The following is a 21521-nucleotide window of genomic DNA, read 5'->3' as shown; positions in this document are numbered from 1 at the left end:
CGCACCACATGGGAAACCGCTTTCCCATCCTCTCCCGAGATCTCAGGAGCGACATGCGCGCACTGCGTCGCACGCTGATCGTCACCGCGGCCGGAGCCCTGGCCGTCACGCTCGCCCCCACCGCTGCCTCCGCACACGGCAAGGACGTCGGCCGGGAGGTGCTCGGCCCGCAGGACGGCTGGGCCGCCGCCGAGGGCGGCACCACCGGCGGGTCCACCGCCGCCCCGGAGAACGTGTTCCACGTCCGCACCTGGGAGGAGTTCCGCGCCGCCCTCGGTGGCGACGCGGCGCGGGGGGACACCACGCCACGGATCGTGTACGTCCACGGCGTCCTGGACGCCCAGCTGCGCACCGCCGACGGCGCCGTGGACTGCGCGGCCTACGAGGTCGAGGGCTTCGACATGGCCGACTACATCGCGGCCTACGCCCCGGAGGTCTGGGGCACCGAGGCCGAGCCGACCGGCCCGCTGGAGGACGCCCGGGCGGCGTCCGCGGACGTCCAGGAGGCCCGGGTGCGCCAGTACGTGGGCTCCAACGTCACGATCGTCGGGGTCGGTCGGGACGCCGGGATCGTCGGCGCCGCGCTCACCGTGCGCGGCTCGGACGACGTGGTCATCCGCAACCTCCGGCTGTCCGACGCCTACGACTGCTTCACCGCCTGGGACCCGACCGACGGCGACGCCGGTGCCTGGAACGCCGCCTACGACAACCTGTGGCTCGCCGAGTCCACCCACGTCTGGGTCGACCACAACACGTTCGACGACGGCCAGAACCCGCCGGATGCGCTGCCCACCGTGTACGGCCAGAAGTTCGAGGTGCACGACGGCCTGCTGGACATCACCAACTCCACCGACCTGGTCACCGTCTCCTGGAACGAGTTCCGGGACCACGACAAGACCAACCTCGTCGGCTCCTCCAACAGCCGGGTCGCCGACCGCGGCCGGCTGCGGGTCACCTTCCACCACAACCTGTGGGAGGACATCGGCCAGCGGGCGCCCCGGGTGCGCTACGGCGACGTGCACGTCTACAACAACTGGTACGTCGTCTCGGACCCGGCGTCCTACAGCTACAGCTGGGGCGTCGGCCGGGAGGCGGAGATCATCGCCGACAACAACGTCGTCCAGCTGGCCCCCGGGGTCGATCCGGCGTCCTTCGTCGAGGACTGGCGCGGTGACGTGCTGACCGACACCGGCCTGGACGAGTCGGGGACGCTGGTCAGCAGCCGCTCCTGGCCGCGCCCGACCAGCCTGGTCGAGGCCTACAACGCCGCCAACGACCCGGACATCCCCACTACGGTGAGCTGGACGCCCACCTTCGTGGAGCGGATCGACCCGACCCCTGCGGTGCCCGCGCTGGTGCGGGTCAAGGCCGGCTCCGGCCGCCTCCGCTGACGCGAGGCGCCCTCCCCACCGGAACGGCGGGGAGGGCGTCCCTCAGCAGCGGACCAGGACGTCGGGACGCAGCAGCCCCAGCTCGTCGCGGGTGCCCGGCCACACGCCGTCGGTGGTGAGCACCTCCAGGCCGCCCTCGCCCAGCAGCAGGGTGTCCTCGATCTTCACCCCGGCGGCGGACGGGTTCCAGGCGACGGCCTGCCCGGCCACCAGCTCGACCTCGCTGTCCGGGGTGGCGACCGGGTCGCGCCCCCAGTAGCCGGTCGGGCCGCCCTGGTGGTGCCGGGTCCACTCGTCGGCCGGGAAACCCTGGTCGGCATAGGCGCTGGCGCCGGCGGCGAAGACCTCGCCGAGCGGGCGCCCGGGGGTGGAGGCGGCCAGGAACGCCGTCTCCACCGCGCGGATCCGTGCGTCGGCATCGGTCTCCGCAGCGGTCGGCGGCGCGAGGGCGACCCAGCGCGTCGCGTTCGCGATCAGGCCGTGCCGCCGCGCGCACACGACGAGCATCACCCGCCGGCCGAGCACCCCGTCGGTGGGCAGGGCGTGCCGGAAGGGCAGCCGGTCCTCCCCGGCGACCAGGACGACGAACGGCTCGGCCCCGCGGGCGATCAGCTCACCGCCCAGCCGGGCCGCCGTCTCGCGCTCGGTCGTCCGGGGCTCCAGCGACAGGGCCGTCGCGGTCAGCGCCTCGGCGGCGTCCCGGCCGAGTCGGCGGTACCGCTCGGTCTCGACCGGGAGCAGGCTCGCCCGGGCGGCCCGCAGCCCCTCCACGGCGACCGGGTCGGCCTCGGTCAGCACTCCCGGGGTGCCCGGGGCCAGCTCGGGCCCCAGCAGCGGTGCCCACCAGTTGGTCACCTGCACCCGGACGTCGCTGGGCAGCTCCTCGGCGGCGAGCCGGTCGGCCTCGTTGTTCGGCACGAACACGGTGTCCCCGGCGGCGTCGACCACGACGGCGATCACCCCGTCCTCGGCGGACAGCTTGACGGCCGGCCGGGCGCCGTCCAGGTACCAGGACAGCGAGCCCACCGAGGTGAGCACCAGCCGCTCCTGCCCGGTGCGGCGCAGCAGGTCGAGCACGCGTTCGCGCTTGACCGTCCGATCGGCGAGCGACGGTCGGTCCAGGTGGTGGTGCACGGTGTCCTCCGGTGGTGGTCAGGCGAGCCGGCGGGTGCTGTCACGCAGCACCACCTCGGCGTGGACCTTGACGGCCTGGCTCGTGGTCTGGGGTTCGGTGTCCAGCGCCAGCTGGGCCGCGCGGGCGCCCATCTCCTCCAGCGGCAGGTGGACCGAGGTGAGCGAGGGGACGACGTCGCGCAACGGGGCGATGTCGTCGAAGCCGGCCAGCGAGACGTCCTCGGGCACCCGCACGCCGGCGGACCGGAAGGCGGCCAGCGCGCCGAGCGCCATCACGTCGTTGATCGCGAAGACACAGGTCGGCAGCGGTCCCGCGGCGATCAGCTCGGCGGCCAGGCTCTCCCCGCCCTCCCGGGTGAACTCCCCGTGCAGCACCTGGAGGTCGGCGACGTCGACGCCCTCGGCGGTCAGCCCCTCCCGGAAGCCCATCAGGCGGTCGCGGGAGGTCAGCAGCCCGCGGGGGCCGGCGAGCACCGCGAAGCGGCGGTGGCCCAGCCGGCACAGCTCCCGGGCCAGGGCCCGCGCACCGGAGCGGTTCTGCGGCACCACGGCGTGCGTGCCCAGCCGGTCCTGGCTGATCACCGCGGCCTGGCCGCCGGCCGCCGCGTACCCCTCCAGCTCGTGGGCCAGGCGCTCGTTGTGCACCCGGTCGGTGGTGCGACTGCCGCAGATGATCAGCGCCCGCACCCGGTGTGAGCGCATCGTCTGGACGAACTCCAGCTCGCGGTCGACGTCGCTGTGCGTGCTGGCCAGGAAGACCACGAGCTCGCGCTCCTCCACCTGCCGCATCACCCCGCCGGCGATGCTGGAGAAGTACGGGTCCAGCACGTCGTGGATGATCAGCCCGACCACGTTGCTGGCCCCGCGGGCGACCGCCTGGGCCTGCGCGTTGGGCGTGTACCGCAGCTCCTGGGCGGCGGCCAGCACCCGGCCGCGGTGCGGTTCACCGACCGAGCGGCTGCCGCTCAGCACCCGGGAGGCGGTGGCCAGCGAGACGCCGGCGTGTGCGGCGACCTCGGCGAGCAGCACGGGACCGCTCCGGCGGACGGCGGTGGGGCCGGCGGCCCGGTCCTGCTCGGCGCCGCGGCCGGTCGGGTCCTCCCGAGCAGTGGTCATCGCGGCCCACCCTGGCCCGGCGTCGTCGTGAGCGCATCCCCGATGGCCGCGGTGTCCGGCGTCCCGTCGGCGACCAGGGCCCGGAAGCTGCGGGTCGTCGCGGCCCCGGGGGGCAGCAGCACCGGGTGCTCGGCGGCCAGCTGGGAGCCCAGGCCGGGGTAGTCGTCGACGCGGGCGAACCAGGGATCGGACCGGGTGGCTGCGTCGGCGCCGGCCAGCGCCACGGTGAACGGCGCCGGGCCGGTGGCGGCGAAGGCCACCCAGGCCGCGCACGAGCCGTGCACGGCGTCCTCGCCCTCGGCGTCCGGGCTCCACACCCGGGCGCCGGTGACCGGTGGGAACCGCCAGAACAGCCCGCCGTAGCCGGCGCCGCTGCGCCCGTTGGTCGCGGGGCTGCCCAGTTCCAGCGGGGCGTCGGTGGCGTTGCGCAGGGTGGTGGTGAGCTCGAGGGTCCAGGCGCCGGGGAGCGGGGCCCGGGCCGCCCGCACGGTGCGTTCCTCGGTGAGCAGCGTGCGCCCGTCCGGCCCCTGCCAGTCGAGCGTCTCCCGGAAGCCATCGGGTGCCTGCGCCGCCCAGCCGGTGTGCACCTGGCGCCCGTGGTCGGCCCGCCAGGTGTAGCCCTGGTCCCGCAGGTACGTGCGGCCGCCCCAGACGTTCGCCCCGCCGACGTCCTGCAGGGTGACCGAGACGCCGAGGTGCCAGCGGTGGTCGTCGGGCTGGGCGTCGGTGACCGGGACGCCGCTCAGGGTGGTGACCGGGTGCAGGAACGGCCGGGGGGCGAGCACGCCGGGCAGCCCGGCGCCGTCCCAGCAGGTGGCGACGACGGCGCCGGCCACGGTGAGCGTGGCCAGCACGGTGCCGGCCGGCGACGGCTCGTCCGGGACGTGGCCCTGGTGCAGGGTCTTGAGGGCCATGGTCAGCTCCCCACGGCGGCCGGCTGCCGCACCGTCGGTGAACGGGCCCAGGGGGCGCCGAGCTCGGAGAACAGCCGCAGCTCCTCGGCGGCCCGGTCGACCAGCGCGTCGACGCCGGGGACGACCTGGTGGGCGGTGGTGCCCTCGCCCTCGGCCCGCCGGTGCTCGGCCGGGATCTCCGCCGGGTCCGGGGCGCAGCGGACCGCCTCCACGACCTCCATGAAGGAGCGCGTCGCCGCGGGGGGGACGAGCAGCGGCCGGGTGCGGTCGCGCAGGTGGGCCAGCAGGTCCTCGAGCAGATCGGTGCCGGTGTGCATCGTCGTCTCGTCGACGCCGTCGGCCTGCAGCCGCACCTCGCCGGTCTTGTAGGACAGCGTGATCCGTCCGGTGCTGCCGTGCACGACGAGCACGGGGTCGCGGGGGTGCTCCGCGGCCAGCGTGGCGGCGATGGTCACCACGAGCCCGTCGATGGTGCGGAGCCGCAGGCAGGAGGTGTCGTCGGCCTCGATCGGGTTGGCCCGGTACAGCTCGACCTCGACCGACGTCAGCGAACCGGCACCGGTGGCCCCGGTCAACGCCAGGGCGGTGGCCACCGCGTGGGCGAAGGGGTTGGTCAGCGCGCCGTCGACGACCGGCACCCCGTCGACGCTGCGCCGCCCGGCCCAGCTCGCCCGGCCGTAGTAGGACGCGTCGCGGACCCACGCGCACGCACCGCCGACGCCGCGGACCGTGCCGATGGAGCCCGCCTCGACCAGGGCGCGGACCCGGCCGATGGCCGCGGAACCGAGGCTCTGGAAGCCGATCTGGCAGGCCGCACCGGTGGCCTCGATCCCCTCGACCAGCCGCTCGAACTCGGCCAGCGTCGGGGTGGGCGGCTTCTCCAGCAGCACCGCGCTGCCCGCCCGGGCGGCGGTGAGGGCCAGGTCGGTGTGGGTGTGGATCGGCGTGCAGATGATGGTCACGTCGGGGGCGGTCGCGGTGAGCAGCTCGCCCAGCGAGGCGGCGACCGGGACGTCGCCGGCCAGTGCGCGCAGCTCGTCGTCCAGCGGCCGCGGGTCGCAGATCCCGACCAGCTGCGCGTCGCCGGCTGCGGCCAGCCGGCGGAGGTTCTGCAGGTGCCAGCGACCGTGGCCGTGGGCCCCGACGAGCACCACCCGGCCGGGGAGCTCGGACAGTTCTGGCACGTGATCCCCCTTGATCGAGCCAGGCGCCGGCGCGGTCGCCGACGGGAGGCTGAGCCTAGCCAGACCGACGTCGCTGGGAAAGGGCTTGCCGAGGGCGGTGCCGTGCGGCGCCGACCGTCGGTGTCGTGGATGAGGACGAAGGACCAGGTCAGAGCCCTGTGGATGGCGTCGTTGCGCTTTCGTGACCGGCCGGTCCACGTCGACTCGTTGACATGGCGGAGCGGCCCCGAGTAGAAAGCGCTTACCCACTTGTGAGGCAGCGCACAGCCTCGGTCGAGTGGCCAGGGGTCCCTCGCCGAGCGTTGACAGAGTCCCGGACGAGGGTCTAGAAAGCGCTTACCGAAGGTGTGACCCGCTGCACACCGGACGCCCCGGACGACGAGGTCCGACGAGCTGCACAGAGAGGTGAGAGCCCGTGTCGTCAACGCTCGACGTCCCGCCGCGCGAACGCTCGCACGGCGAGGCTCCCGGCGGCGCGAGCCGTGCTGCCTCCCGTGCACGGAGACGGAGGTCCGGCCGGCTCACGCCCTACCTGTTCCTGGCCCCGTGGTTCGCCGGCCTGCTGTTCATCACCGCCGGGCCCATCGCCGCCTCCGCCTACCTGTCCTTCACCGACTACAGCCTCATCGGCGCGCCGGAGTGGATCGGGCTGGACAACTTCCAGCGGATGTTCGACGACCCGCGGTTCTACCAGTCACTGAAGGTCACGTTCATCTACGTCGTCGTCTCGGTGCCGCTGCAGCTGGCGTTCGCACTGTTCCTGGCGATGATCCTGGACCGCGGCCTGCGCGGCCTGGCGCTCTACCGGTCGGTCTACTACCTGCCCTCGCTGATCGGCGGCAGCGTCGCGATCGCCATCCTGTGGCGGCAGATCTTCGGCTCCGACGGGCTGCTCAACGGAGTCCTGCGGTTCGTCGGCTTCGAGAACCCGCCCGGCTGGGTGTCCGACCCCGACTACGCCCTCGGCACGCTGATCATCCTGAACGTCTGGACGTTCGGCGCCCCGATGGTCATCTTCCTGGCCGGGCTCCGGCAGATCCCGACGATGTACTACGAGGCGGCGTCCCTGGACGGCGCGGGGAAGGTCCGGCAGTTCATCCAGGTCACGCTGCCGCTGCTCTCGCCGATCATCTTCTTCAACCTCGTCCTGCAGACCATCAACGCGTTCCAGACGTTCACGCAGGCGTTCATCGTCAGCGGCGGCACCGGTGGTCCGGCGGACTCGACGCTCTTCTACACGCTCTACCTCTACCAGCGCGGCTTCGGCAACTTCGACATGGGATACGCCTCGGCGCTCGCCTGGTTCCTCCTGCTCATCGTCGGTGGGCTGACCGCGATCAACTTCATCGCAGCGAAGTACTGGGTGTTCTATGGCGACTGACCTGACCGTGGCCCCCCCTGTGGCTGCCACGGAGAAGCTGCCCGACCGCAAGAAGAAGCAGCGGCCACGCTGGCTGGCGCACACCGTGCTCATCCTGGGCGCGCTGCTCATGCTCTACCCGCTGCTGTGGATGCTCTCCAGCTCGTTCAAGTTCACCGAGGACATCTTCAGCCAGACCGGCTTGATCCCCGAGCGGGTCACCACGGAGAACTACCCCGAGGGCTGGACGGCGCTGCCCCGGGACTTCGGCCACTACATCTGGAACTCGCTGGTCATCGTCGTCGGCTCGATCATCGGCAACCTGCTGGCCTGTTCCGCGGCGGCCTATGCGTTCGCACGGCTGGACTTCAAGTTCAAGAAGTTCTGGTTCGCGGTGATGCTCGGGACGATGATGCTGCCGATCCACGTGGTGATCGTGCCGCAGTACATCCTGTTCGCCGAGCTCGACTGGATCAACACCTACTGGCCGTTGATCGTGCCGAAGCTGCTGGCCACCGACGGCTTCTTCATCTTCCTGATGGTGCAGTTCATCCGGGGCATCCCGCTGGAGCTGGACGAGGCCGCCCGGATCGACGGCTGCGGGCACTTCGCCATCTTCTGGCGGATCGTGATCCCGCTGTCGGTGCCGGCCCTGGCCACCACGGCCATCTTCACCTTCATCTGGACCTGGAACGACTTCTTCAGCCAGCTGATCTTCCTGACCGACCCGGAGATGTACACCGTCCCGGTCGCCCTGCGGACGTTCGTCGACGCGACGAGCCAGACGCCGTGGGGTCCCGTCTTCGCCATGTCGATCGTCGCACTGGCGCCGGTCTTCGGCTTCTTCCTCGCGGGCCAGCGCTATCTCGTCCGAGGCATCGCCACCACGGGGCTCAAGTGACGACACCCGACAGCTCACCCGACAGCTCACACAGCACTTACAAGGAGGTAAGGAACGTGCACACGATCCGGAGAAATGGGGCGCGTGCGCCCTGGTCCACCCGCGTGGGCGTGACCGGCGGCGTCCTCGGACTGCTGCTGACCACCGCGGCCTGCGGCGGCGACGACGGCGGCGCGGCCGCCGACGGGGGCGCGACCCGCGAGGACGGGCCGGTCACCATGCGGATGTCGTGGTGGGGGAGCGACACCCGGCACGCGGCCACCCAGGAGCTGATCGACCTCTACGAGTCGCAGAACGAGGGCGTCACGATCGAGGGTGACTTCACCGGGTTCGCCGACTACTGGGACCGGCTGGCCACCAGCACCGCCGGTGGCGACGCGCCCTGCCTCATGCAGCAGGACACCCGGTACGTCCGGGAGTACGCCGACCGTGGGGCGCTGCTGGACCTGACGCCGTACATCGAGGACGGCACGATCGACACCAGCGACCTCGACCAGAACGTCGCCGAGACCGGTGCGGTGGAGGACGCGACCTACGCCATCCCCACCGGCGTGAACGCCTTCTCCGTCGTCATCGACCCCGCGGCCTACGCCGCCGCCGGGGTGGAGGTCCCCGACGGCGAGTCCTGGACCTGGGACGAGATGGTCGACACCGCCGCCCAGGTCACCCAGGCCACCGGCGGGCAGGTGTACGGGATGCAGGCGATGGGCCTCAACGGCGGGGACACCAACTTCGAGGTCTACGCCCGCGAGCAGGGTGAGGCGCTGTTCGACGAGAACGGCGAGATCGGCTTCACCGCCGAGACCCTCGCCGACTGGTGGGCCATCGAGAAGGAGGCCTCGGAGACCGCCGCCGAGCCGCCGCCGTCCACCACCGTCGAGGTGTTCAACGGCGGGGTCGACCAGGCCCTGGTCGCCACCGGCCGCGGCGCCTCGGGCTTCTGGTGGACCAACGAGCTGCCGGCGCTGACCGCCGGGGCCGGCACCGAGCTGGAGTTCCGCCAGTTCCCCACCACGGAGGGGGACGGCGAGACCGGCATGTACCTGAAGCCGGCCATGTTCTGGGCGATCAGCAGCGACTGCGAGAGCCCGCAGGAGGCGGCCATGCTCCTGGACTGGCTGATCAACTCCGAGGACGCGGTCAACATCATCAAGGCCGACCGCGGCCTGCCGGTGAACACCGAGCTGCGTGAGCAGATCGCCCCGACCCTGGACGCTCCCGGCCAGGCCGCGGTGGCCTTCGTCGAGGAGATCACCCCGGGCCTGCAGGAGCCGCCAGCGCTGCCCCCGCAGGGCGCCGGTGAGGTGCAGGCGATCCTGCAGCGCTACACCGAGCAGATCCTGTTCGACCAGATCTCGGTGGAGGACGCCGCCGAGCAGTTCATCACCGAGGTCGAGTCGGCCATCGCGTGACCCCCGGCCAGGGGGCGGCCGGCCATCGGCCGCCCCCTGGCCCCGGTCCCCGGACCACCTGCTGCACCGCCGAGAGGGAGACGTGACCACCACCGACCCGTCCGGGACCCCGGCGCCGCGTCGCTACGCGATCGTCGGCACCGGGCACCGCGCCGAGATGTACGTCGCCGCGCTGCTGGGCACCCACGCCGACGTCGGTCGGCTGGTCGCCCTCTGCGACCCCAACCGCACGCGGATGGCCTACTACCAGCGCCAGTTCGCCGCCGCACACCCCGGCGCGGCACCGCTCCCGGCGTACGCGCCGGAGGACCTCGACACGATGCTCGAGCGCGAGCGACCGGACACCGTCATCGTCGCCAGCGTCGACCACACGCACGCCGACCACATCTCCCGGGCCCTGCGCGCCGGGCACGACGTGATCACCGAGAAGCCGCTCACCACCGACGCCGCGGGCTGCCGCGCGATCGCCGACGCCGTCGCCGACAGCGGGCGCGACCTGGTGGTCACCTTCAACTACCGCTACTCCCCGCGGAACGCCGCCGTCCGCCGGCTCCTCGCCGAGGGCGCCATCGGGGCGGTCACCTCGGTGCACTTCGAGTGGGTGCTGGACTCCGTCCACGGCGCCGACTACTTCCGTCGCTGGCACCGGGAGAAGGCGCTGTCCGGTGGCCTCTTCGTGCACAAGGCCACCCACCACCTCGACCTGGTCAACTGGTGGGTCGGCGCGGTGCCGGAGACCGTCTTCGCCCTCGGCGACCTGCGCTTCTACGGCGACGCGAACGCGAAGGAGCGGGGCCTGGGTGAGCGCCCGGCGCGCAGCCACGGCGCCCCGGACGCCGGCCACGACCCGTTCGCGCTCGACCTGGCCGGCAACGACCGGCTGCGCCAGCTGTACCTGGAGGCCGAGGCCGAGGACGGCTACATCCGCGACCAGGACGTGTTCTCCCCGGGCATCACCATCGAGGACAACATGGCGCTGCTGGTCCGTTACGCCGACGGCCCGATGCTCAGCTACTCGCTCAACGCCCACGGCCCGTGGGAGGGCTACCGGGTCAGCATCAACGGCACCGAGGGCCGGATCGAGCTGTCGGTGGTGGAGCGGGCGGCGGTGGTCGCCGCGGACGACGTCATCGGCGGGTTCGGCGTCGCCGTCGACCCCAGCGCCACGCCCGAGCAGGTCCAGGCGGCCGCCGGCGTCCGGGCGGAGGGCACCGAACTGGTGCTGCAGCGCCGCTGGGAGGCCGCCCAGCGGATCGAGGTCCCGGAGGGGCCCGGCGCGCACGGCGGCGGCGACGCCCTGCTGCTGGACGACCTGTTCCGCCCCGGCACCCGGCCCGACCCGCTGGGCCAGGCGGCCGGCTGGCTCGACGGCGTCCGCAGCGTGCTCGTCGGCGCGGCCGCCAACCAGTCCCTGACCACCGGCCAGGTCGTGCACCTCGCCGACTTCGGCATCCCGCTGCGGCCCGAGGCCGCAGCCGCTCCCGCCGGGAGCACCCGATGACCCCCTCACCCGCTTCGGAGGCAAGAACCGTGTCCAGCTCGATCGGCATCATCATGAACGGCGTCACCGGCCGGATGGGCTACCGCCAGCACCTGGTCCGGTCCATCCTCGCGATCCGGGACGCCGGAGGGCTCGAGCTCGCCGACGGCAGCCGGGTCGTGCCCGAGCCGATCCTCGTCGGCCGCAACGAGCGCAAGCTGGCCGAGCTCGCCGCCCAGCACGGCATCGAGCGGTGGACGACGGACCTGGACGAGGCGCTGCGGGACGACTCCGCACCGATCTACTTCGACGCCCAGGTGACCCAGGCGCGGGAGAAGTCGATCAAGGCCGCGATCGCCGCCGGCAAGCACATCTACACCGAGAAGCCGACCGCGGAGTCCCTCGAGGGTGCCCTGGAGCTGGCCCGGCTGGCCGCCGAGGCCGGGGTGAAGAACGGCGTCGTGCACGACAAGCTCTACCTGCCGGGCCTGGTGAAGCTGAAGCGGCTGATCGACGGTGGCTTCTTCGGCCAGATCCTGTCGGTGCGCGGCGAGTTCGGCTACTGGGTGTTCGAGGGCGACTGGCAGGAGGCCCAGCGCCCCAGCTGGAACTACCGCAAGGAGGACGGCGGCGGCATCGTCGTCGACATGTTCTGCCACTGGTCCTACGTGCTGGAGAACCTCTTCGGCCGGCCGGAGGCGGTCACCGCCAAGGCGGTCACGCACATCCCGACCCGGATCGACGAGCACGGGCAGCCCTACCCGGCCACCGCCGACGACGCCGCCTACGGCATCTTCGAGCTGCCCGGCGGCGTGATCGCGCAGATCAACTCCTCCTGGGCGGTCCGGGTCTACCGGGACGAGCTGGTCGAGTTCCAGGTCGACGGCACCGAGGGCAGCGCGGTCGCCGGGCTGCGCGAGTGCAAGATCCAGCACCGGGCCACCACCCCCAAGCCGGTCTGGAACCCGGACCTGCCGGTCACCGAGCGCTTCCGGGACCAGTGGCAGGTCGTGCCGGACAACGCCGACCTGGACAACGGCTTCCGGGCGCAGTGGGAGCAGTTCCTCCGCCACGTGCTGGAGGACGCCCCGCACGCCTACGACTTCCTGGCCGGCGCCCGCGGCGTGCAGGTGGCCGAGCTGGGCCTGCAGTCCTCGGCCGAGGGCCGCCGGATCGAGATCCCCGAGGTGACGGTGTGACGGCGATCCGCCTGCCGCGCGCCGACGGGACGCTCGCCGAGCACCAGCTCGGCGAGCCCGGTGCCTTCACCCGGCCCGACGGGCCGCTGACCAGCCGCACCGCCTACGCCGCGGCGCACGTGGTGGCCGACCCGTTCGGGGACAACACCCCCGGCGCACCGGTGCACGTCGACTGGGAGGCGACCCTCGCCTTCCGCCGGCACCTGTGGTCCTACGGCCTGGGCGTCGCCGACGCGATGGACACCGCCCAGCGCGGCATGGGCATGCCGTGGAGCACCACCGCCGAGCTGATCCGCCGCTCGGCCGCCGAGGCCCGGGCCTGCGGCGGGCTGCTGGCCTGTGGGGCGGGCACCGACCAGGCGCCGGCGGAGCTGGCCAGCACCGACGAGGTGCTGGCCGCCTACCTCGAGCAGATCGAGGTGGTCGAGGACGCCGGCGCCAACGTGATCATCATGGCCAGCCGGCAGCTGGCCCGGGTGGCACGCAGCGCCGAGGACTACGCCAAGGTCTACGCCCGGCTGCTCGAGCAGGTGTCCCGGCCGGTGGTGCTGCACTGGCTCGGCCCGATGTTCGACCCGGCGCTGGCCGGCTACTGGGGCTCGGCCCAGCTCACCGAGGCCACCGACACCGTGCTGCAGGTGATCGCCGACCACAGCGCCAAGGTCGACGGCATCAAGGTCTCCATGCTCGACGAAGCGCACGAGGTGGACATGCGCCGCCGGTTGCCCGACGGCGTCCGGCTCTACACCGGCGACGACTTCAACTACCCGACCCTGGTGCGCGGGGACGGCGAGTCGTGGTCGCACGCCCTGCTGGGCATCTTCGACGCGATCGCCCCGGCCGCCTCCAGCGCGCTGCAGGCGCTGGACCGTGGTGACCTGGCCGCCTACGACCGGCTGCTCGAGCCGACCGTGGCGCTGTCCCGGCACCTGTTCGGCACGCCCACGTACTACTACAAGACCGGCATCGTCTTCCTGGCCTGGCTGGCCGGTCACCAGCCGGGCTTCCGGATGGTGGGCGGGCTGGAGAGCTCGCGCAGCCCGGTGCACCTGGCCGAGGTGTTCCGGCTGGCCGACGCGGCTGGGTTGCTGCCCGACCCGGAGCTGGCCGCGACCCGGATGCGCACGTACCTGCAGACGGTCGGGGTGGCGCAGTGAGCGCCGATCCCCGGCTGGACCGCCTGTCGATCAACCACAAGACGGTCGAGGGCTGGTCGATGCCCGACTTCGTCGACGGCGTGGCCGCGGCCGGGCTGTCCGCGCTGGGGACCTGGCGGGAGCCGGTCGCGGAGTTCGGGCTGGAGCGGTCGGCGAAGCTGATCCGGGACGCCGGGCTGCGGGTCACCTCGCACTGCCGCGGCGGGTTCCTCACCGCGACCGACCCGGCCGCCCGGGGCGCCGCGCTGGAGGACAACCGCCGGGCGATCGACGAGACCGCCACGCTGGGCGCCGAGTCGCTGGTCATGGTCGTCGGCGGGCTGCCCGCCGGCTCCCGCGACCTGGTCGGCGCCCGGGAACGGGTGGTCGAGGCGCTGGCCGAGCTGGCCCCCTACGCCGGTGAGCGCGGGGTGCGGCTGTCCCTGGAGGCGCTGCACCCGATGTACTGCGCCGACCGGGCCGTGCTCTCCACCCTCGGCCAGGCCCTCGACCTCGCCGCGCCCTTCCCGTCGGCGCAGGTGGGCGTCGTCGTGGACACCTTCCACCTGTGGTGGGACCCGGAGGTCTGGCGCTCGATCGCCCGGGCCGGTGACCGGATCGCCTCCTTCCAGGTCTGCGACTTCCTGATGCCGATCCCGGCCGATGCGCTGATGGCCCGGGGGTACATGGGCGACGGGGTGATCGACTTCCCGCCGTTCGTGGCCGCGGTCGAGGCCGCGGGCTGGACCGGGGACGTCGAGGTGGAGATCTTCAACGCCGACGTCTGGGCCCAGCCCAAGGCCGAGGTCGTGGAGACGGTCAAGCAGCGCTACCTCGACGTCGTCGTCCCCGGCGTGGTGCCCGCATGAGGGTGCTGGTGACGGGGGGCGCCGGGCGGCTCGGCCGCAGCGTCGTCGACGGGCTGGCCGACGCCGGGCACGAGGTCGTCTCGGTCGACGTCACCGCCGCGCCGCTGGAGAAGGCCGCCGCCACGTTCCCGGCCGACCTGACCGACCTCGGCCAGGCCTACGGCGTGATGGCCCGGTACCGCCCGGACGCCGTCGTCCACCTGGCGGCGATCGCCGTCCCGTTCAGCCGGCCCGAGTCGGTCATCCACGCCACCAACACCGCGCTGGCTTACAACGTGCTGCAGGCGGCGGTCGACCTCGGCGTCGGCACCGTGGTGACCGCGAGCAGCCCCACGGTGATGGGCTACGGCAGCCCGGCCGGCTGGGTGCCGCAGTACCTGCCGCTGGACGAGGCCCATCCGCCGCGGCCGTGGAACGCCTACGGGCTGTCCAAGCTGGCCGCCGAGCAGACCATGCGGATGTTCGCCGCCCAGCACGGCGACCGGGTGCGGCTGGCGGCGTTCCGGCCCTGCTTCGTCATCGCGCCGGAGGAGTGGGCCGGCGCGCCCACCCAGCAGGGGCACACGGTGCGCGAGCGGATCGCCGATCCCCGGTACGGCGGGGTCACGCTGTTCAACTACGTCGACGCCCGGGACTGCGCGGACTTCCTGGACACCCTGCTGGGCAAGGCCGGCGAGGTGCCCAACGGCGAGGTCTTCTTCGTCGGCGCCCAGGACGCGTTGGCCGACGCGCCGCTGGCCGAGCTGCTGCCCGAGTTCTCGGGCGTGGCCTCGGAGCTGGCCGCCGGGCTGACCGGGACGGCGCCGGCCTTCAGCACCGCGAAGGCCGAGCAGCTGCTGGGCTGGACGGCGTCCCGCAGCTGGCGGACGGAGCTGCGGTGACGCCCGCGACGGTCACCCGGCTGTCCAGTCGGCTGTTCCGGTTGCCGCTGTCCCGGCCGTGGGGCGCGGACGTGCCGGCGCTGCACCTGCTGGTCACCGAGCTGGAGACCAGCGACGGGCGCACCGGCACCGGCTTCAGCTGGACCCCGTCGATCGGGGCCCGTGCGCTGCAGTCGCTGGTCGACCACGACGTCGCCCCGGTGGTCGTCGGCGGACCGGTCGAGCCCGGCGTGGTCTGGGACCGGCTGTGGTGGCACCTGCACGAGGCCGGCGGCGGCGGGCTGACCACGATGGCGATCGCCGCCGTCGACACCGCGCTGTGGGACCTGTCGGCGAAGGCGGCCGGACAGAGCCTGGTCGACCACCTGGGCCGCCGCCGTGACCAGGTCGCCGTCTACGGCAGCGGGGTCAACTTCCACTACTCCCTCGAGGAGCTGGTGGCGCAGACCGAGCGCTGGGTCGCCGACGGGTGCACCGCGGTGAAGATCAAGGTCGGCCGGCCCGACCTGGCCGAGGACGTCGAACGGGTGGCCGCGGTCCGCGCCGCGCTCGGGCCGCACCGCCGGCTGATGGTCGACGCGAACCAGCGCTGGGACCTGCCCACGGCGCTGCGGGCGGTCCGGGCGATGGCCCCCTTCGACCTGTACTGGGTGGAGGAGCCGCTGGTCGCCGACGACCTGCCGGCGCTGGGCCGGCTGCACGACGCCGCGCTGGGGGTGCCGATCGCGGTGGGGGAGAACGTCTACACCGCGTTCCAGTACCGGGCGCTGCTCGCCTCCGGGGCCGCCGACGTCATCCAGCCGAACGTGGTCCGGGTCGGCGGGATCACCCCGTTCCTGCGGATCGCCCAGCTCGCCGCGGCGGCGAGCGTGCCGGTCGCCCCGCACCTGCTGCCCGACGTCTCCGGGCAGCTGGCGATGTGCCTGCCGCTGACCACGATGGTCGAGGACGTCGAGGATGCCTCGTTCGCGGCGCTGGGCGCGCTGGCCGAGCCCAGCGGGGTGACCATCGCCGACGGCGTCCTCCGGGCGGAGACGGCACCCGGCCACGGGCTGGTCTTCGCCACCGACGGGATGGAGTCGCTGGACGGCTGAGCCGCCATCGACCTGCACGACCCACCATTGAACTCGGAAAGCGCTTGCCGTACGGTGACGGCAGTCACAGCGCGACAGCGGACGAGCGAGGGAGCTCCCCATGGCATCGGTCACCTACGACAAGGCGACCCGGCTCTACCCCGGCAGCGACAAGCCGGCGGTCGACCAGCTCGAGCTGCAGATCGAGGACGGCGAGTTCCTGGTGCTCGTCGGCCCCTCCGGGTGCGGCAAGTCCACCTCGCTGCGGATGCTCGCCGGCCTGGAGGACGTCGACGGCGGCGCGATCCGGATCGGGGAGACCGACGTCACCGACGTCGCGCCCAAGGACCGGGACATCGCGATGGTGTTCCAGAACTACGCGCTCTACCCGCACATGAGCGTCGCGGACAACATGGGCTTCGCGCTGAAGATCGCCGGGATGGGCAAGGAGGAGCGCCGCACCCGGGTGGAGGAGGCGGCCAGGCTCCTGGACCTGGAGCCCTACCTGGACCGCAAGCCCAAGGCGCTCTCCGGTGGCCAGCGGCAGCGGGTGGCGATGGGGCGGGCGATCGTGCGCAAGCCGCAGGTGTTCCTGATGGACGAGCCGCTGTCGAACCTGGACGCCAAGCTGCGGGTGCAGACGCGTACGCAGATCGCCTCGCTGCAGCGCCGGCTGGGCATCACCACCGTCTACGTCACCCACGACCAGGTCGAGGCGATGACCATGGGGGACCGGGTCGCGGTGCTCAAGGACGGGCTGCTCCAGCAGGTCGCCAGCCCGCGGGAGATGTACGACCGGCCGGCCAACGTCTTCGTCGCCGGCTTCATCGGCTCGCCGGCGATGAACCTGGCCGAGGTGCCGCTGGTCGAGGGCGGTGCCCGGCTCGGCGACGTGGCAGTCGCGCTGCCGAGGGAGACGCTGACCGCAGCCGGATCGGACCGGTCCGTCACGCTCGGGTTCCGGCCCGAGGCGATGGAGCTGGCCGAGCCGGGGCAGGGCTTCCGGGCCCAGGTCGACCTGGTCGAGGAGCTGGGTTCGGACGCGTTCGTCTACGCCTCGATCGCCGATGCCGAGCTGGCCGAGCACCTGCACGGTGGCGAGACCGCGCAGATCGTGGCCCGGGTCGACGCCCGGCGGCCGCCGGCCAAGGGCGGCGAGGTGTGGTTCAGCATCCGCCCCGGCGAGGAGCACGTCTTCTCCACCAGCACCGGCCGTCGGCTGTCCGCCTGAGGGAGGGCCCGTCCTCGAGCTGAGGGCGGGCCCGGGGCGGGGGCCGACGCAGGTCGACGCGGAGCCCGGTCCGGGGTCGCTGATGCTCAGGGCGGGCACCCGGACGGGGCCGCCGGCGTAGACGGGGAGTCCAGGAGTGCCGACGTCCGGCCCCGCGCCGTCTGCTCCCGGCCGGTCGCCGCGCTGGCTGTTCCAGCTGCTGGGCGTGATGGTCCTGATCCAGGCGGCGATCGCGGTCGCCCGGCCGGTCTCCGCGTACCGGGCGATCGACCTGGGCGCCGGGGCCACCGAGATCGGCCTGTTGACCGCGGCGTTCGCGCTGCTGCCGATGGTGGTGGCCCTGCCGCTGGGCCGGGCCGCCGACCGCTGGCGGCCGGAGCCGATCCTGGTCGCCGGCGTGGCGCTGCTGATCGCCGGCTGCGCGCTGCTGGCGACCAGCAGCTCGCTGCCGGCGCTGGCGTGGGGCAACGTGGTGCTCGGGCTGGGCAACCTCGGCTGCATCGTCGGCGGGGAGAACGTCGTCGCCCGGCTGCCCGGCGACCGGCTGGACTCCGGGTTCGGGCTGTTCACCGCGGTGGTCTCCGCCGGTCAGCTGGTCGGGCCGGCGCTGGCCGGTGCCGTGCTGGCCACCGCACCGGGGGAGCTGTCGACCGGCACGGCCCGGGCACTGCTCCTCTCCGCCGCGCTGTGCGCCCTCGCCCTGCCGGCGTCCTGGTGGCTGGCCGCCGGGCGGCGGTTCCCGGCGGCCGCGGCCCGGCCGACCGGCCGGACGTCGGCGTTCCGGCTGCTCGGCCGGCCGCCGGTGCGCTCCGGCATCTTCGCCAGCCTGGTGCTGGCCGCGGCGGTCGACCTGCTGACCGCCTACCTGCCGCTGCTGGGGGAGAACCGCGGCATCTCCCCGGCCGTGGTCGGGGTGCTGCTCAGCGTCCGGGCCGGCGCGACCGTGGCCTCCCGGGTGCTGGTGCAGCGGATGCTGGTCCGGGTCGGCCGGGCCCGGCTGGTCGTGCTGAGCACCGTCGGCTCGGGGATCGCCGTGGCGTTCCTCCCGGCCACCGGCAACGTCTGGGTGCTCGGCGCGCTGCTGGCGTTGACCGGGTTCCTGCTCGGCGTGGGCCAGCCGCTGCTCATGACCCTGATCATCCGGGCCGTGCCGGACGACGCACGCGGCACCGCGCTGGCGCTGCGGCTGGTGGGCAACCGGGTCGGACTCGTCGGCACCCCGGCGGCGGCCGGACTGCTCGCCGGGGCGGCCGGGGTCTCCGCGGCGTTCTGGCTGCTCGGCGGCCTGCTCGCGGTGGCCGTGGTCGGCGCCCGGCACAGCGACTGAGCGACCGTCCGCCGCGCGGGCGCGGGACGTGCGGTCCAGCGTGACCCCTGCCGCAGTCGCGGCTCGAGCGGAATGGGTGGTCCGCGGCTGGGCCTTGTCCGGGCATGGACTTGTTCTCCCCCATCACGCTCGGCGACCTCGAGCTCGCCAACCGCGTCGTCATGGCGCCGCTGACCCGCATGCGGTCCGGTGCCGCCGGCGTCCCCGGAGACCTGGTGGTCGAGCACTACGCGCAGCGGGCCGGTGTCGGCCTGATCATCACCGAGGGCACTTACCCGAACCCCGAGTCGCGCGCCTACCCCGGCCAGCCGGGGATCTCCGACGACGAGCAGGAGGCGGGCTGGCGGCGGGTCGCCGACGAGGTGCACGCCCGGGGCGGGCGGATCGTGATGCAGGTGATGCACGGTGGTCGGGTCTCGCACACCGACATCACCGGCACCGAGCGGATCGTCGGGCCGTCGGCCATCGCCATCCAGGGCGAGGCGCACACGCCGAAGGGCAAGGCGGCCTACCCGGTGCCGCACGCGCTGACCACCGAGGAGGCGCGCGCCACGCTGGCCGACATCGTCGCCGCGTCGAAGCGCGCCGTCGCCGCCGGTCTGGACGGCGTGGAGGTCCACGGCGCCAACGGCTACCTGCTGCACGAGTTCCTGTCCCCCGCGTCCAACCAGCGGGACGACGTGTACGGCGGCTCCCCGGAGAACCGCGCCCGGTTCGTGGTGGAGGTCGTCACCGCGGTCGCCGAGGCGATCGGTGCAGGCCGGGTCGGTCTGCGGATCTCCCCCGCGCACAACATCCAGGACGTGCTGGAGACCGCCCCGGACGACGTCCGGGCCACCTACGGTGCACTGCTCGACGCGCTCCGTCCGCTAGGCCTGGCCTACCTGTCGGTGCTGCACTCCGAGCCGGCCGGCGAGCTCGTCCAGGAGCTCCGCCGCCGCTTCGACGGCCCCCTGATCGCCAACAGCGGCTTCGGGACCGTGACCACCCGCGCCGAGGCGGTGCAGCTGATCGAGGCCGCGCACGCCGACGCCGTGGCGGTCGGTCGTGCGGTCATCGCCAACCCCGACCTGGTCGCGCGCTGGGCCGGCGAGCACCCGGAGAACGCGCCCAACCCGGCGACGTTCTACGCCGCCGGCGCCGAGGGCTACACCGACTACCCGACCCTCCAGCTCAGCCAGAGCTGAGCCCCGGGTCCTCCCGCCGGCGCCCTGGGCGATGAGTCCTGGCGCCGGCGGGGGTCTTCCCCCTGACGCGCCGGTGACCCGGCGTTCGCCGGCCGGGGAGGCACCGAGATGACCGAGGACGTGCACGACGGGGACACAGCTCCCCTCCGCTCGTGGGTGGGATGGACGTACGACGGCCTCGCCGACCTGCTGGTGACCGGGTCCGCCGGCACGTGGGACGCCCCGTCGCTGTGCGTGGGTTGGCAGGTCCAGCACGTGGTGGCGCACGTGACGATGCCGGCGCGGTTGTCCGCCGAGCAGTTCGGCGCCGAGCTGGTGGCGGCCGGCGGGGACTTCACCCGGCTGTCCGACACCGTGGCGACCCGGGACGCGTCCCTGCCGGGCGCCGAGCTCGTGGCTGCACTGCGTTCGCCGGTGCTGCACGGCTGGCGGCCGCCGGGTGGTGGCGCGGCCGGTGCGCTCAGCCACGCCGTCATCCACTCCCTCGACGTGACCGTCGCCCTCGGCCGGCCGCCGGTCGCCCCGGCCGAGGGCGTGGTCGCCGTCCTCGACCAGCTCACCGCGGCGGACGGCGCGTACTTCGGGATCGACCTGACCGGCGTCCGTCTGGCGGCCGCGGACACCGCCTGGCGCTGGGGCGACGGCGAGGTCGTCCGCGCGGGCAGTGGCCCGCTGCTCGCCCTGCTGAGCGGTCGGACGCTCCCCGACGGCCGCGCGCTGTCCCGCCGCTGAGCCTCGCGCTCCGGCGGTGGGGGCTGGCCCGGCGTGCGAGGTCTCGATCCGGTGACGGTCGAGGCGGGTGTCGTGCAGGACGAGATCCGGCGGGCACCCACGGTGTTGCGGGCCGCCGGAACCACGGGCGGCGATCGCCCAGACCCGACACACGACATCCCTGGCCGCACGGCCTGGTGAGGAGACCGTCATGCGCATGTCCACCTTGTCCCGCTCGTCCTCCGCCCGTCCGGGTCGGCGCAGCCGCCTGGTCACGGCGCCCGTCACCGGTGCGGCAGCGCTCGCCCTGGTCCTCACCGGGTGCGGTGCGGAGGAGGAGGGCGTCGATGCGACCGACGTCGTCGAGCAGGAGGAGGGCGTCGTCGAGGAGGACACCGAGGTCCTGGAGGACGACGCCCTCGCCGAGGAGGACGAGGCCCTGGCCGAGGAGGAGCCGGTTGCGGGCGCCGCGCAGCCGGGTTCGTTCGTGGCTGGTGACGTGGCCATCCCCCAGCTGCTGACCGAGGCCGACCCCCAGGCCGCGCTGGCCGAGCTGCCCGATGACCCGGCGGTGGCCACCCTCGTCCCGGTGCTGGCCGTCCCCGCCGACGAGGGGTTCTGGATCGGCAACGAGCAGGCTCGGATCTGGGTGCAGCTGGTCGCGCCGGGCGAGTCCCCGGTGAACGTCAACCCGGGTGACCTGGTCTCCTTCACCGGCGAGGTCGTGCCGAACGCCGACGGCTTCGTCGAGGGCCTGTCGCTGCCCGATGACATGGCCACGGCGCTGAACGACCTCGGCTACCACGTCGAGGTGCCGGCGGGCGACGTCACCGTCGGCTGATCCATCACTGGACCGATCGCTGTGCGCTGACCCGGGTGTCCTTCGCCGGACGACCCCGGTCAGCGCACAGCGCTGCGCCCGCGTCGGCCGGGTCGCTCGCGCGGGGCAGGTCTCGATCTGATGACAGTCGAGGCCGGCGTCGTGCACGAGCTGATCCGGTGGGCAACGACGGTG

General features: G+C 73.4%; 19 protein-coding genes. 15 read left to right on the top strand and 4 right to left on the bottom strand.

Annotated features, from left to right (window positions below):
• Positions 1-53: 53 nt before the first annotated feature.
• On the top strand, positions 54-1391 hold the full coding sequence (locus O2W16_RS04050) for a pectate lyase family protein (protein WP_269157522.1): 1338 nt from the start codon (positions 54-56) through the stop codon (positions 1389-1391).
• A gap of 42 nt (positions 1392-1433) precedes the next feature.
• Here the strand turns inward: O2W16_RS04050 and O2W16_RS04045 are convergent, their stop codons facing one another.
• Genes O2W16_RS04045 through O2W16_RS04030 form a run of 4 tightly spaced genes read right to left on the bottom strand, consistent with a single transcriptional unit; the run spans position 1434 to position 5739 of the window.
• Entirely contained in the window at positions 1434-2525 is a 1092-nt protein-coding gene (locus tag O2W16_RS04045) for a M24 family metallopeptidase (protein WP_269157521.1), read from the bottom strand.
• Positions 2526-2543: 18 nt separating this feature from the next.
• Positions 2544-3641 carry a LacI family DNA-binding transcriptional regulator gene (locus O2W16_RS04040; RefSeq protein ID WP_269157520.1) on the bottom strand — a complete coding sequence of 366 codons (1098 nt, stop codon included), beginning with the start codon at positions 3639-3641 and terminating at the stop codon, positions 2544-2546.
• Positions 3638-4555 (bottom strand): PmoA family protein, encoded by a 918-nt coding sequence (locus O2W16_RS04035; protein WP_269157519.1) that lies wholly within the window; start codon positions 4553-4555, stop codon positions 3638-3640. Before O2W16_RS04035 ends, O2W16_RS04040 begins: the two co-directional genes overlap by 4 nt.
• A 2-nt stretch (positions 4556-4557) precedes the next feature.
• Positions 4558-5739 carry a Gfo/Idh/MocA family protein gene (locus tag O2W16_RS04030; RefSeq protein WP_269157518.1) on the bottom strand — a complete coding sequence of 394 codons (1182 nt, stop codon included), beginning with the start codon at positions 5737-5739 and terminating at the stop codon, positions 4558-4560.
• Between the two features lie 415 nt (positions 5740-6154).
• On the opposite strand from O2W16_RS04030, the gene O2W16_RS04025 reads away from it, so the two are divergent.
• The 14 genes from O2W16_RS04025 to O2W16_RS03960 all read left to right on the top strand — a co-directional run bounded on the left by O2W16_RS04025 (position 6155) and on the right by O2W16_RS03960 (position 21347).
• Entirely contained in the window at positions 6155-7120 is a 966-nt protein-coding gene (locus O2W16_RS04025) for a carbohydrate ABC transporter permease (protein ID WP_269157517.1), read from the top strand.
• Positions 7121-7139: 19 nt separating this feature from the next.
• Positions 7140-8000: a carbohydrate ABC transporter permease gene (locus O2W16_RS04020; protein ID WP_269157516.1), complete on the top strand. Its 861-nt coding sequence runs from the start codon at positions 7140-7142 to the stop codon at positions 7998-8000.
• A 56-nt stretch (positions 8001-8056) separates the two neighbouring features.
• A complete protein-coding gene (locus tag O2W16_RS04015; protein ID WP_269157515.1) occupies positions 8057-9412 on the top strand; it encodes an ABC transporter substrate-binding protein in 1356 nt (451 codons plus the stop codon).
• A gap of 82 nt (positions 9413-9494) precedes the next feature.
• Positions 9495-10913: a Gfo/Idh/MocA family oxidoreductase gene (locus O2W16_RS04010; protein WP_269157514.1), complete on the top strand. Its 1419-nt coding sequence runs from the start codon at positions 9495-9497 to the stop codon at positions 10911-10913.
• A 29-nt stretch (positions 10914-10942) separates the two neighbouring features.
• Positions 10943-12091, top strand: a complete 1149-nt coding sequence (locus O2W16_RS04005) for a Gfo/Idh/MocA family protein (protein WP_269157513.1) — start codon at positions 10943-10945, stop codon at positions 12089-12091.
• Positions 12088-13248: a dihydrodipicolinate synthase family protein gene (locus tag O2W16_RS04000; RefSeq protein WP_269157512.1), complete on the top strand. Its 1161-nt coding sequence runs from the start codon at positions 12088-12090 to the stop codon at positions 13246-13248. The genes O2W16_RS04005 and O2W16_RS04000 overlap by 4 nt, the downstream gene beginning before the upstream one ends.
• A complete protein-coding gene (locus tag O2W16_RS03995) occupies positions 13245-14096 on the top strand; it encodes a sugar phosphate isomerase/epimerase family protein (protein ID WP_269157511.1) in 852 nt (283 codons plus the stop codon). The genes O2W16_RS04000 and O2W16_RS03995 overlap by 4 nt, the downstream gene beginning before the upstream one ends.
• Positions 14093-14977 (top strand): NAD-dependent epimerase/dehydratase family protein, encoded by an 885-nt coding sequence (locus O2W16_RS03990; protein WP_269157510.1) that lies wholly within the window; start codon positions 14093-14095, stop codon positions 14975-14977. Before O2W16_RS03995 ends, O2W16_RS03990 begins: the two co-directional genes overlap by 4 nt.
• Positions 14974-16071, top strand: a complete 1098-nt coding sequence (locus O2W16_RS03985) for a mandelate racemase/muconate lactonizing enzyme family protein (protein WP_269157509.1) — start codon at positions 14974-14976, stop codon at positions 16069-16071. The genes O2W16_RS03990 and O2W16_RS03985 overlap by 4 nt, the downstream gene beginning before the upstream one ends.
• Positions 16072-16171: 100 nt before the next feature.
• Positions 16172-17281, top strand: coding sequence for an ABC transporter ATP-binding protein (locus tag O2W16_RS03980; protein WP_269157508.1), 1110 nt, complete (start codon positions 16172-16174; stop codon positions 17279-17281).
• Positions 17282-17417: 136 nt separating this feature from the next.
• Positions 17418-18608: an MFS transporter gene (locus O2W16_RS03975; RefSeq protein WP_269157507.1), complete on the top strand. Its 1191-nt coding sequence runs from the start codon at positions 17418-17420 to the stop codon at positions 18606-18608.
• Positions 18609-18712: 104 nt separating this feature from the next.
• Entirely contained in the window at positions 18713-19795 is a 1083-nt protein-coding gene (locus O2W16_RS03970; RefSeq protein ID WP_269157506.1) for an alkene reductase, read from the top strand.
• Positions 19796-19903: 108 nt separating this feature from the next.
• Positions 19904-20527 (top strand): maleylpyruvate isomerase family mycothiol-dependent enzyme, encoded by a 624-nt coding sequence (locus O2W16_RS03965; RefSeq protein WP_269157505.1) that lies wholly within the window; start codon positions 19904-19906, stop codon positions 20525-20527.
• 190 nt (positions 20528-20717) lie between these two features.
• Positions 20718-21347, top strand: coding sequence for a hypothetical protein (locus O2W16_RS03960; RefSeq protein ID WP_269157504.1), 630 nt, complete (start codon positions 20718-20720; stop codon positions 21345-21347).
• Positions 21348-21521: the final 174 nt, after the last annotated feature.

This window comes from Modestobacter sp. VKM Ac-2984, from assembly GCF_026967985.1.
Classification (GTDB): Bacteria; Actinomycetota; Actinomycetes; order Mycobacteriales; family Geodermatophilaceae; genus Modestobacter.
The sequence above is the reverse complement of the archived record's forward strand: the minus strand, read 5'-3'. Positions and strand labels throughout refer to the sequence as shown.